The 12485-nt window shown below is 58.5% G+C and carries 11 protein-coding genes; 7 read left to right on the forward strand and 4 right to left on the reverse strand.

Features of this window, described 5'->3' with window-relative positions:
* Positions 1–129: 129 nt before the first annotated feature.
* From CKW17_RS12535 to CKW17_RS12565, 7 genes are all read left to right on the forward strand, one after another.
* Positions 130–1119, forward strand: a complete 990-nt coding sequence (locus tag CKW17_RS12535) for an alpha/beta fold hydrolase (RefSeq protein ID WP_095120044.1) — start codon at positions 130–132, stop codon at positions 1117–1119.
* A 226-nt stretch (positions 1120–1345) separates the two neighbouring features.
* Complete coding sequence (gene rraA / locus CKW17_RS12540) at positions 1346–1837, forward strand: ribonuclease E activity regulator RraA (protein WP_095120045.1); 492 nt, start codon at positions 1346–1348, stop codon at positions 1835–1837.
* A gap of 21 nt (positions 1838–1858) precedes the next feature.
* A complete protein-coding gene (locus tag CKW17_RS12545) occupies positions 1859–2854 on the forward strand; it encodes a zinc transporter ZntB (RefSeq protein WP_095120046.1) in 996 nt (331 codons plus the stop codon).
* A 63-nt stretch (positions 2855–2917) separates the two neighbouring features.
* Entirely contained in the window at positions 2918–3166 is a 249-nt protein-coding gene (locus CKW17_RS12550) for a hypothetical protein (RefSeq protein ID WP_008076827.1), read from the forward strand.
* Positions 3167–3168: 2 nt separating this feature from the next.
* Positions 3169–3993, forward strand: coding sequence for a mechanosensitive ion channel domain-containing protein (locus CKW17_RS12555; protein WP_007916401.1), 825 nt, complete (start codon positions 3169–3171; stop codon positions 3991–3993).
* A 90-nt stretch (positions 3994–4083) separates the two neighbouring features.
* Complete coding sequence (gene sigX / locus CKW17_RS12560) at positions 4084–4674, forward strand: RNA polymerase sigma factor SigX (RefSeq protein WP_011333251.1); 591 nt, start codon at positions 4084–4086, stop codon at positions 4672–4674.
* 107 nt (positions 4675–4781) lie between these two features.
* Positions 4782–5816, forward strand: coding sequence for an OmpA family protein (locus CKW17_RS12565; RefSeq protein WP_095120047.1), 1035 nt, complete (start codon positions 4782–4784; stop codon positions 5814–5816).
* Between the two features lie 97 nt (positions 5817–5913).
* On the opposite strand, the gene cobA is transcribed toward CKW17_RS12565, so the two are convergent.
* From cobA to nirB, 4 genes are read right to left on the reverse strand one after another with little or no spacing between them, the layout of a single operon-like run.
* Positions 5914–6681 carry a uroporphyrinogen-III C-methyltransferase gene (gene cobA, locus CKW17_RS12570; RefSeq protein ID WP_095120048.1) on the reverse strand — a complete coding sequence of 256 codons (768 nt, stop codon included), beginning with the start codon at positions 6679–6681 and terminating at the stop codon, positions 5914–5916.
* A 13-nt stretch (positions 6682–6694) separates the two neighbouring features.
* A complete protein-coding gene (locus CKW17_RS12575; RefSeq protein ID WP_095120049.1) occupies positions 6695–9409 on the reverse strand; it encodes a nitrate reductase in 2715 nt (904 codons plus the stop codon).
* Positions 9409–9726, reverse strand: coding sequence for a nitrite reductase small subunit NirD (gene nirD / locus CKW17_RS12580; protein WP_095120050.1), 318 nt, complete (start codon positions 9724–9726; stop codon positions 9409–9411). The genes CKW17_RS12575 and nirD overlap by 1 nt, the downstream gene beginning before the upstream one ends.
* Positions 9723–12176 (reverse strand): nitrite reductase large subunit NirB, encoded by a 2454-nt coding sequence (nirB, locus tag CKW17_RS12585; protein WP_095120051.1) that lies wholly within the window; start codon positions 12174–12176, stop codon positions 9723–9725. Before nirB ends, nirD begins: the two co-directional genes overlap by 4 nt.
* Between the last annotated feature and the right edge of the window lie 309 nt (positions 12177–12485).

Here is a 12485-nt window from a genome sequence, read left to right on the forward strand (position 1 = left end):
GAGCAATATCCGCCATGGATTGGCTGACACACCGCTTTCGCGAGCAGGCTCACTCCCACAAGGGCAGGGCTTTGAGATTCAAGTAGGGCGGGCTCCTGTAGATGCCGCCCTTTTTTGTGCAAGAGCATTATGCAAAGCAGCAGTGACCTATTTCCTGTCGCCCTGATCAGCGCCGAACGGCGTGGCGATCTGAGCGAAGACGTGTATCGCCTGAAACCCGGCAACAGCCCCGACTGGTCCGTGGAAATCGCTGTGACCCGCTTGGGCATGGCCGATGACTCGGCGCCTCGCGGTGTGCCCGTCATTTTGCTGCACGGCAGTTTTTCCAATCGGCGCTTCTGGTTCTCACCCAAAGGCCTGGGCTTGGGCGCGTATCTGACGCGACTGGGTTTCGACGTGTGGATTCCGGAGATGCGCGGCCACGGCCTGTCACAGCGCAACGAGGAATACCGGCGCAACCGCGTGGCCGACTATGCCCGCTACGATCTGCCGGCGATTGCCGCGTTCGTGCGTGAGCAGAGCGGGCAGATTCCGCACTGGATCGGCCATTCGTTGGGCGGCATCACATTGGCGGCGGCGCTCGGTGGCGAATACCTTGGCGAACCGGCAGTGGCTTCGGCGGCGTTTTTCGGCACCCAGGTCAGCCGTACTTACTGGCCGCTGAAAATTCCGCCGGTGGAGTGGAGCGGGCGCTTCATTCTCAAGCGCTTCGCACAGCTGTCGGGTTCGCGCCTCAAGCGTGGCCCGGAAGATGAGCCGATCGGTCTGGCGCTGGAAAGCATGCGCTGGTACGGCTTGTTCGGCCGTTTTGGCGACAAGGACAAGGATTGGTGGGCGGGTCTGGCCGATGTTCAAGTGCCAGTGCTGGCGGTGACTGCAGCAGGGGATCATCAGGATCCGGCCTGGGCCTGTCGCAAGTTGTTCGAGCAGATCGGCTCGGAGCACAAGCAGTTCATCAATCTGGGCCGCGAGCAGGGCTTCAACGATAATTTCGGTCATGTCGAGATGTTGGTGAGCAAAGCGGCGCAGACTGAGGTATGGCCATTGGTGGCGCGCTGGTTGAACAATCAGCAGACGCCGTTGCTGGGCGAGAAGCCGGATCTGGCCGCTGCGGTCTGAGAGGGAGGCCCTGAAAAGGGCATTTCGTTCGGGTTGGCTTGCGGCTAAGATATGACGAATTGTGCGGTTCTGGTCATATTCGGTGGCAGTTTAGCGATTACGTTTCAGCGTTTGTTCAGGTTCATTCAGCCAACATTCAATGAGCTAAGGTAAACAGCGACCACCGGAGATCGTCTCAAAAGAATGCGTCATCCTTGATCGTCTTCCTTGTTACAGGAGTTTTTCGATGAACCATTACCTTACGCCTGACCTGTGCGACGCCTATCCGGAGCTGGTGCAGGTGCTGGAACCGATGTTCAGCAATTTCGGTGGCCGTGATTCGTTCGGCGGTGAAATCGTGACCATCAAATGCTTCGAAGACAACTCGCTGGTCAAGGAACAGGCTGAACTCAAGGGCAACGGCAAGGTGCTGGTGGTCGATGGCGGCGGTTCGCTGCGACGTGCATTGCTGGGCGACATGATCGCCGAGAAAGCCGCTAAAAACGGCTGGGAAGGGCTGGTGATCTACGGCTGCATCCGTGACGTCGACGTTATCGCGCAGACCGATCTGGGCGTGCAGGCGCTGGCCAGCCACCCGATGAAAACCGAAAAACGCGGCATTGGTGACCTCAACGTCCCGGTGACGTTCGCCGGCGTGACGTTCCACCCGGGCCACTACATTTATGCGGACAACAACGGCGTGATCGTCTCGCCAAGTCCGCTGAAGATGCCTGAATAAGCTTTCGACAAAGGGATGCGGATGTTCGAGGAAGAAAACGCGCAATGGGGGCTGGTGCATGCCCTGGTGCTGGACGGAAAAGGCGGTGCGCGTTCGATAGCCCGGACTGAGCTTGACGATTTGCAGTTGCAGGCCCATGAAAGCCTGTGGCTGCATTGGGATCGCAGCCATCCGCAAACCCAGACCTGGCTGCGCAAAACCAGCGGCCTCAATGAATTCACCTGCGACCTGCTGCTGGAAGAGAACACCCGGCCGCGCCTGTTGCCGCTGCCGGATGCCGAGCTGTTGCTGTTTTTACGCGGGGTCAATCTCAATCCAGGCGCCGAGCCGGAAGACATGGTCTCGGTGCGGATTTTCGCTTCGGCCCAACGGGTGATTTCCCTGCGTTTGCGCCCATTGCGCGCCACCGATGAACTGTTGGTGCAATTGGCGGACGGCAAGGGCCCGAAAACCTCTTCTGAGCTCATCCTTTATCTGGCGCAGTTCCTCACCAATAAGGTGCAGGATCTGGTCACTTGCCTCTCGGAAATCGCCGATGAGGAAGAAGAAAAGATGGATGCCGACGAACGGTATACCCCCGAGCATGGCGCCATTTTGCACATCCGGCGCAGGGCCGCTGGGCTGAAGCGTTTTCTTGCGCCGCAGCGGGATATTTTCGGACAACTCACGCGGATAAAACTGCCGTGGTTTGTCGATGACGATGCCGATTACTGGAACGAATTGAACAACAGCCTGACCCGCTATCTCGAAGAGCTCGAATTGACCCGAGAGCGCGTGGGGCTTGTGCTGGAGGCCGAAGACCGGCGTTTGAGCGAGCGTATGAATCGCACGATGTATCGCTTCGGCATCATCACCTGCATCTTTTTGCCGATGAGTTTTATCACCGGTCTGCTGGGCATCAACGTTGGCGGAATTCCATTCTCCAGCAGCCCTTATGGCTTCCTGATCGCCTGCTTGACGGTGCTCGCTCTGGCCTTCGGTCAGTGGTGGTTATTCCGTCGTTTGCGCTGGGTCTGAAAATGGCGCATGTGACCCGACCAAATCTGCCCGCGTCTTTCACAGACATCACGAGAGGTGCGTATGCACGATCCGTTTGAACAGTCTTTGCGCGACATGCTCAACGCTTCGCCGTCCAGCCGCGACGACGATGCCTGTCTGGGCCGCGTACTCAAAACCGCCAACCGCCAGGTTGGCGCCGGTGATCTGTTCAGCCTGCTGGGCCGCTGGCTGCCCGCGCTGATGATCGCCCTGAATAACGGCTCGGCCCATGTCTCGCCGGTTTCCCGTCTTCGTAAACCTACCGCTCGCACTGCTGATAAGGCTGATTGAATATGGAACTCGACCTCTGGACTCAGAGCCTCGTCACTGCAATGACTGCGTTGTGGACCAAAGTAGCCAACTTCATCCCGAACCTGTTCGGCGCACTGGTCGTGCTGCTGTTGGGTTTCGTCGTGGCCAAGCTGCTCGATACCTTGCTCTCCAAGCTGCTCGCCAAACTCGGCCTCGATCGCCTGATGGGTGGCACCGGCCTGACCAAATTAATGTCGCGGGCCGGGCTGCAAGTGCCGATCTCGACCCTTATCGGCAAAATCGTTTATTGGTTCGTTCTGCTGATATTCCTGGTTTCTGCAGCAGAATCCCTTGGCCTTGAGCGAGTTTCAGCTACGCTGGATATGTTGGCGCTCTATTTGCCGAAAGTATTCGGCGCGGCGCTGGTGTTGCTGGTAGGTGTATTGCTCGCGCAATTGGCCAACGGGCTGGTGCGCGGGGCGGCAGAAGGTGTGGGCCTGGACTACGCTTCGGGGCTTGGGCGAATTGCCCAGGGGCTGGTGATCATCATCAGCATCTCGGTCGCGATCAGTCAGCTAGAGGTCAAGACCGACCTGCTGAACCATGTGATTGTCATCGTTTTGATTACCGTTGGTCTGGCCGTTGCGCTGGCCATGGGTTTGGGAAGCCGGGAAATTGCCGGTCAGATTCTTGCGGGAATCTATGTGCGTGAGTTGTATCAGGTTGGGCAACAAGTGCGTGTTGGCGAGGTCGAAGGCCAGATCGAAGAGATAGGCACGGTTAAAACCACATTGCTGACCGATGAGGGTGAGCTAGTCTCTCTTTCCAATCGGATCCTGCTGGAACAGCATGTGAGTAGCCGCTAATCCGGCAAACCCTGCTAATGTATGCCGCCGCGAAATGCCAGCTGATGCTGGTTGCGGTGGACATTGACCTGACTGTCGGCACGACTTGTTTTGAATAAAGCCCAAACGCTATCCACGCGCTACGACCCCCGCGAGCTCTCTGATGAGGAGTTGGTCGCGCGCTCGCATACCGAGCTTTTTCACGTAACGCGCGCCTATGAAGAACTGATGCGGCGTTACCAGCGAACATTATTTAACGTTTGTGCGAGATATCTTGGGAACGATCGCGACGCAGACGATGTCTGTCAGGAAGTCATGTTGAAGGTGCTGTATGGCCTGAAGAACTTCGAGGGGAAATCGAAGTTCAAAACGTGGCTCTACAGCATCACGTACAACGAATGTATTACGCAGTATCGGAAGGAACGGCGAAAGCGTCGCTTGATGGACGCATTGAGTCTTGACCCCCTTGAGGAAGCGTCCGAAGAAAAGGCGCCGAAACCCGAGGAGAAGGGCGGACTTGATCGCTGGCTGGTGTATGTGAACCCGATCGACCGCGAAATTCTGGTGCTACGATTTGTCGCAGAGCTGGAGTTTCAGGAGATCGCAGACATCATGCACATGGGTTTGAGTGCGACAAAAATGCGTTACAAACGTGCTCTAGATAAATTGCGTGAGAAATTTGCAGGCATTGCTGAAACTTAGTTCAGCGCAAATATCTCTTACGTGTAGGCAAGTTCTGATAGACTTGCCGCCGAGTTGTCCCCCGGTTTGCGGGACTGCTTCACAATCACCAGATGGGGATTTAACGGATGAAACTGAAAAACACCTTGGGCTTGGCCATTGGTTCTCTGATTGCCGCCACTTCGTTCGGCGCTCTGGCACAAGGCCAAGGCGCAGTTGAAATCGAAGGCTTCGCAAAGAAAGAACAATTCGACAGCGCTCGTAACTTCAAGAACAACGGCAACCTGTTCGGCGGTTCGATCGGTTACTTCCTGACCGACGACGTTGAACTGCGTCTGGGCTACGACGAAGTGCACAACGTACGTGCCGATGATGGCAAGAACGTAAAAGGCGCTAACACCGCTCTGGACGCTCTGTACCACTTCAACAACCCAGGCGACATGCTGCGTCCATACGTCTCGGCCGGTTTCTCCGACCAGAGCATCGACCAGAACGGTTCGAACGGTCGTAACCGTTCTACCTTCGCTAACGTTGGTGGCGGTGCCAAGCTGTACTTCACCGAGAACTTCTACGCCCGTGCCGGCGTTGAAGCTCAGTACAACATCGACCAGGGCGACACCGAGTGGGCTCCTAGCGTTGGTATCGGTGTGAACTTCGGTGGCGGCTCCAAGCCTGCTGCTGCTCCAGTTCCAGCACCAGCTGAAGTCTGCTCCGACAGCGACAACGATGGCGTTTGCGACAACGTTGACAAGTGCCCGGACACCCCAGCCAACGTAACTGTTGACGCTGACGGCTGCCCAGCAGTTGCTGAAGTTGTTCGTGTTGAGCTGGACGTTAAGTTCGATTTCGACAAATCTGTTGTTAAAACCAACAGCTACGGCGACATCAAGAACCTGGCTGACTTCATGAAGCAGTACCCATCCACCACCACTACTGTTGAAGGTCACACTGACTCCGTCGGTCCTGACGCTTACAACCAGAAACTGTCCGAGCGTCGTGCAAACGCCGTTAAGCAAGTTCTGACCAACCAGTACGGTGTTGAATCGTCCCGCGTTCAGTCTGTTGGCTACGGCGAATCCCGCCCAGTTGCTGACAACAAAACTGAAGCTGGCCGCGCTGTAAACCGTCGCGTAGAAGCGCAGGTTGAAGCTCAAGCTAAGTAATTAGCTGCCGCTCTGAGAAAAGCCCGGCTTAGGCCGGGCTTTTCTTTGTCTGCGATTTGGCTTTGAAGCTTTAAAAGATCGCAGCCTTCGGCAGCTCCTACATGAAATCTGCATACGTCCTGTAGGAGCTGCCGCAGGCTGCGATCTTTTGATCTTCACCAGCAGCCGCCACCGCACCAATCACCAGAATCGCCGGGCTCTTCAATCCGAAAATTCCTGCGTCATCGCTCATGCTCATCAGATCACTCCGGCATTCGCGCTGCTCCGGCAACGATGCATTCTCGATCATCGCCACCGGCGTATCCGCCGCCATCCCGCCTGCCAGCAGTTGATCGCGAATCTCCCCCAGCTTGGCCACGCCCATATAAACCACCAGCGTGGTACCCCCCTGTGCCAGTGCCTGCCAGTTCAACTGGCTGTCGTCCTGAGTGTGCGCCGTCACCAGCGTCACACCTCGCGCCACACCCCGTAACGTCAGCGGAATATCGCACTGCGTCGCTCCAGCGAGCCCGGCGGTGATGCCATTGACCAGTTCCACCTCGACCCCACGCTCACGCAGCCACTGCGCCTCTTCGCCCCCTCGGCCGAAAATGCACGGATCGCCGCCCTTGAGCCGCACCACACACTTGCCGTGGCGGGCATAGCGCAGCATCAGCCGATGGATAAACGCCTGCGGTGTCGAACGGCAACCACCGCGTTTACCCACGGCAATGATTCGCGCGCCAAGGCAGTGTTCCAGCACCGCGTCGTTGACCAGATCATCGATCAGCACCACATCGGCTTCGCGCAGGGCGCGCACCGCTTTGAGGGTCAATAATTCGGGATCACCAGGACCTGCACCCACCAGCCAGACTTTTGCGTTCATGGTGTTTTCCTCATCAGATGACGGCGACTGGCTGCACATCGGCAGCCAGCAAGCGTTTTATTTCCGGGACACAGGAGCCGCATTGCGTGCCGCAACCCAGATTGTTTTTCAAGCCTTGCAGATCCAGCCCCTGGCGAATGCCGGCGCAGACAGCGTTGAGGCTGACGTTCTTGCAGTTGCACAGGGTTTTATCCGCAGCGATCTGCGCCCCAGCACTGCCTGGCGGAGCGCTCATCGGTGCAAGTAACCAGCGCCGAAGTTGTTCGTCCGCACGGCCCTCCAGCCACAACCCTTGCAACCAATGCTGCGCGAGGGTTTCGCCGGCCAGGCGAATCGCGGTGATACGACCGTTTTCAATACGCACGCGCTTGCCAATGGCCCGGCGAGGGTCGTCATAGGCCAAAACCGGGCCGTCGATCAGTGACAGGCATCGGTCGATTTCACTGAGCAACTGCGCATCCGGCGCTTCATTGCTCGCAGCGCGTATCAGCAGCGCCGATCGCTCGCGTCCGACAAGGCTGATACTCACGTAGGAAAATGCCTCACAGAGCGGTCGTAGCGTCTCGAAATGCCGTTGAACATCACCTTCGATCAGTGCGAAAAGCTGCCACGGCAGATTGACCGGTTCCAGGCGCACGCCGCTGTGTTTGAGTTCCGGTTGTTTCGACAACGGATCGAAGGCCGGCAGGGTCAGGCTGTTCACGCCGCCCTTGAGAAAGCGGTCGCCCCAGTGCATCGGCAGAAATGCTTGCCCCGGACGTACGCTGTCATCACTTCCGACCGCGACAATAACTGCACCGCGACGACTTTTAAGGTTGACCAGATCGCCCGGCTGCAAACGATGCCGGCGCATTTCGTCTGGATGCAGACTCAACACTGCTTCGCTGACATGCCCGAACAATTGCGCCGCCGTGCCGGTGCGGCTCATACCGTGCCATTGATCACGCAGGCGGCCAGTGATCAACGTCAGTGGAAAGCGTGCATCACGCTGTTCTTTGGCGGCGCGGTAAGGGTCGGCAATGAAATGAGCGCGGCCAGTGGACGTAGGAAAAATACCGTCCTCGTAGAGTCGGGTTGTTCCTTCTCGGGCACCGACAGGGAAGGGCCACTGCTGCGGCCCGATCTCGTCGATCAGCGCGTGACTGATCCCGGACAAGTCCAGGTCGCGGCCGCGGGTTAGCCCTTTGAATTCATCGAACAACTGCGCAGGTTGGTTAAACGTAAACAGGCTCGGCTCATCGGCGCGCAGACGTTTCTCCAGACGCTGCGCGAAATCTACCGTAATCGCCCAATCCGGCCGCGCCTCACCCGGTGGGAGGATGGCTTTGCGCACGTGGGAAATACGCCGCTCGGAATTGGTTACCGAGCCTTCCTTCTCGCCCCAACTGGCGGCGGGTAGCAGGAGATCGGCAAACGCTGCTGTTTCGGTGGTGCGAAAGGCTTCTTGCAGAACCACAAACGGGCAAGCTTCCAGTGCAGCGCGCACCGAGTTCTGGTCCGGCATCGACTGCGCAGGGTTGGTACAGGCAATCCACAACGCCTTGATCTTGCCGCTGCGCACTTGCTCGAACAGTTCGATGGCGCTGAGACCAGTGCTTTCCGGCAGTTGATCCACACCCCAATAAGCTGCCACTTCGGCGCGGTGTTCAGGGTTCGCCGCGTCACGATGACCCGGCAACAGGTTCGACAAACTACCGGTTTCGCGTCCGCCCATGGCATTCGGCTGACCGGTGAGAGAGAAAGGTCCTGCACCCGGACGGCCAATTTGCCCGGTGGCCAAGTGCAGATTGATCAGTGCACTGTTTTTCGCGCTGCCGGCTGTGGACTGGTTCAGGCCCATGCACCACAGCGACAAAAAACTCGGCGAAGTACCGACCCATTCGGCGCACTGCTGCAATTGCTCGACGCTGATGCCGCATAACTGCGAAACCATTTGCGGGGTGTAATCGCGCACCAGATTTTTCAGTTCGGCGAGGCCATCGGTGTGCGCTTTGACGAAATCGCGATCAATCCAGTCTTCCCACAACAACAGATGCAAAATCCCATGAAACAAAGCGACATCTGTGCCCGGCAGAATCGCCAAGTGCAAATCGGCGAGGTCGCAGGTGTCGGTGCGCCGTGGATCAATGACGATGACTTTCATCTGTGGGCGGCGGGATTTTGCCTCTTCCAGTCGACGGAAAAGTACCGGATGGGCGTAGGCCATGTTACTGCCGACGATCATCACGCAATCGCTGAGTTCCAGGTCCTCATAACTGCACGGCGGGGCGTCGGCGCCGAGGCTGCGCTTGTAGCCGACCACGGCTGAAGACATGCACAGGCGCGAATTGCTGTCGATATTGTTGGTCCCGACCAGTGCCCGCGCCAGTTTGTTAAAGGCGTAATAGTCCTCGGTCAGCAACTGTCCGGAGATATAGAACGCCACGCTGTCCGGGCCGTGCTCGGCGATGGTCTCGGCGAACACGTTGGCGGCATGCTCCAGTGCGGTGTCCCAGTCTGTCCGGCTGCGCGCCAGGCCTTTGCCCAGGCGCAGTTCCGGGTACAGCGCGCGAGCGGCAAGGTCGCCGGTCAGGTGCAGGGTCGAGCCTTTGCTGCACAGTTTGCCGAAGTTGGCCGGGTGCGCCGGATCGCCGCTGACGCCGAGGATGCGCTCGCCGTCATGCTCGATCAGCACGCCGCAGCCGACCCCGCAATAACAGCAGGTCGAGGCGGTCGTCTGGCGGTTCATCAGATGGCATCCCGCAGAGCCAACTGCACCCGACCGTTTTCGACCCGCGCCGGGTGATGGTGCGCGCAACCGATGTCCGGCGCCTGCGCCTCGCCGGATTCGAGGTCGATCTGCCAGTTGTGCAGCGGGCAGGCCACGCGTTTGCCGTAGATCAACCCTTGTGACAGTGGTCCGCCCTTGTGTGGGCAGCGGTCGTCGAGGGCGAAAACTTCGTCGTCGCTTGTGCGAAAAATCGCGATGTCACCTTTCGGCCCGGCAATGATCCGCGAACCGAGGGTATTGATCTCGTCGAGGGCACAGATATCCAGCCAGTTCATGCCGGCACCTCCAGGTTTTTCACGGGAATTACGTCGAATTCTTTCTTCAGTTGCGGCTGCGCCAGACGTTCTTTCCACGGGTCTTGCTCGAACGACAGGGAGAATTGCAGGCGCTCGTTCAGCGCTTTGCGGCGCTCCGGGTCTTCCAGCACGGCTTTTTTGATGTGCTCCATGCCGACCCGTTGCAGGTAGTGCACGGTGCGTTCGAGGTAGAAGGCTTCTTCGCGATACAGCTGCAGGAAGGCGCCGTTGTATTCGCGCACTTCTTCGGCGGTTTTCAGCTTGACGAAGAATTCGGCGACTTCGGTTTTGATCCCGCCGTTGCCGCCGATGTACATCTCCCAACCGGAGTCGACGCCGATGATTCCTACGTCTTTGATCCCCGCTTCCGAGCAGTTGCGTGGGCATCCGGAGACAGCGAGTTTCACTTTGTGCGGCGACCACATGTTGAACAGGTCGTGCTCGAGTTCGATGCCCAGTTGTGTCGAGTTCTGCGTGCCGAAGCGGCAGAACTCGCTGCCGACGCAGGTTTTCACCGTGCGGATGGATTTGCCGTAAGCGTGGCCGGACGGCATGTCGAGGTCTTTCCAGACGCCGGGCAAGTCCTGCTTCTTGATGCCGAGCAAGTCGATGCGCTGACCGCCGGTGACCTTGACCATCGGCACGTTGTACTTGTCGGCGACGTCGGCAATCCGTCGCAGTTCCGAAGGATTGGTCACGCCGCCCCACATCCGTGGCACCACCGAATACGTGCCGTCCTTCTGGATGTTGGCGTGTGCACGTTCGTTGATCAGGCGTGACTGCGGATCGTCCTTGGCTTCGCCGGGCCAGGTGGAAATCAGGTAATAGTTGAGGGCCGGGCGGCAGGTTGCGCAGCCGTTCGGCGTGCGCCAGTTGAGGTAGCTCATGGTGCCGGCGATGGTCAGCAGATGCTGTTCGCGAATCGCTTGGCGGATCTGGCCGTGGTTGAGGTCGCTGCAACCGCAGATGGCTTTTTCGCTTTTCGGTTTAACGTCGGCCGCGCCACCCACGGTGTTGATCAGGATCTGCTCGACCAGCCCGGCGCACGAGCCGCAGGAGCTGGCCGCTTTGGTGTGTTTCTTCACCTCGTCGACGCTGAACAGGCCGTGTTCCTGAATCGCTTTGACGATGGTGCCTTTGCACACGCCGTTGCAGCCGCAGACTTCGGCGGTGTCGGCCATGACCATGGCTTTGTCCTGGCCCTGATGTCCTACGTCGCCCAAAGCGTTTTCGCCAAACATCAGGTGATCGCGGATCTCGCCGATGGCGTGATTCTCACGAATCTGCCGGAAATACCAACCGCCATCTGCCGTATCGCCGTACAGACAGGCGCCAACCAGTACGTCATCCTTGATCACCAGTTTTTTGTACACGCCGCCGATCGGGTCGGAGAGAGTGATGGTCTCGGTGCCTTCGCCGCCCATGAAGTCGCCAGCGGAAAACAGGTCGATGCCGGTGACTTTCAATTTGGTCGAGGTTACTGAGCCCTGATAACGGGCGAAGCCCAATTGTGCGAGGTGGTTGGCGCACACCTTGGCCTGTTCGAACAATGGCGCGACCAGACCGTAGGCAATGCCGCGATGGCTTGCGCACTCGCCGATGGCGTAGATGCGCGGATCGTAGGTTTGCAGGGTGTCGTTGACCAGGATGCCGCGATTGCACGGGATGCCAGCCTTTTCCGCCAATTCGGTGTTAGGACGAATGCCGGCCGCCATCACCACCAGATCAGCGGGAATGATGTCGCCGTTCTTGAACTGCACCGAGCCGACCCGGCCATTGCCGGCGTCGTGCAAGGCCTGGGTCTGTTCGCACAGACGGAAGTGCAAGCCTCGGGATTCGAGGGCAGTTTGCAGGAGTTGGCCGCTGGTTTTGTCCAGTTGCCGTTCCAGCAGCCATTCGCCGATGTGCACCACGGTGACGTGCATGCCGCGCAGCATCAGGCCATTGGCGGCTTCGAGACCGAGCAGACCGCCACCGATGACCACCGCGTGTTTGTGGGTTTTGGCGGTGTCGATCATGGCCTGGGTGTCGGCGATGTCGCGGTAACCGATCACCCCGTGCAAGGTGTTGCCGGGGATCGGCAGAATGAAAGGGGTCGAGCCGGTGGCGATCAGCAGGCGATCGTATTCGGCTTCGGTGCCGTCCTCGGCGATCACCCGGCGTTTGACCCGGTCGATCTCCACCACTTTGCGGTTGAGCAGCAACTTGATGTGGTTTTCCAGGTACCAGTCGAGGTCGTTGAGGACGATCTCCTCGAAGGTCTGCTCGCCGGCCAGCACCGGCGACAGCAGGATGCGGTTGTAGTTGGTGTGCGGTTCGGCGCCGAAGACGGTGATGTCGTACAGCTCGTTGCTCAGCTTGAGCAGTTCTTCGAGGGTGCGGACCCCGGCCATGCCATTGCCGATCATCACCAGTTTGAGTTTTTTCATCAGGTTCTCCGGGGAGCTGCGGCTGGCCTCTTGTGGGCAGTCAGGCCTTGCTCGAGAAATTTTGCGCAAACAAAAAAAGGCGTCCCGCTAGTTGCCTAGCGAGGACGCCTTTGTCCTGGTCCCGTTCTCTCGGGAAGCGCAGCCTTCGTCGTTGAAGGTTGGGCTTTATGTGTGTGTTGAGTTGGGTAATGCAGTGGTTGTGCCAAGTGGGGGAATGGCGTGTTTATTGGGGTTTAGCAGTTTTTGAGGGAGATTTTTGCACTGAATCGAGGCGGGTTGCTCGTTCGTGGGGCGCTCAGGTAGATGGAT

This window comes from Pseudomonas sp. Irchel s3f10 (assembly GCF_900187515.1).
Taxonomy (GTDB): domain Bacteria; phylum Pseudomonadota; class Gammaproteobacteria; order Pseudomonadales; family Pseudomonadaceae; genus Aquipseudomonas; species Aquipseudomonas tensinigenes.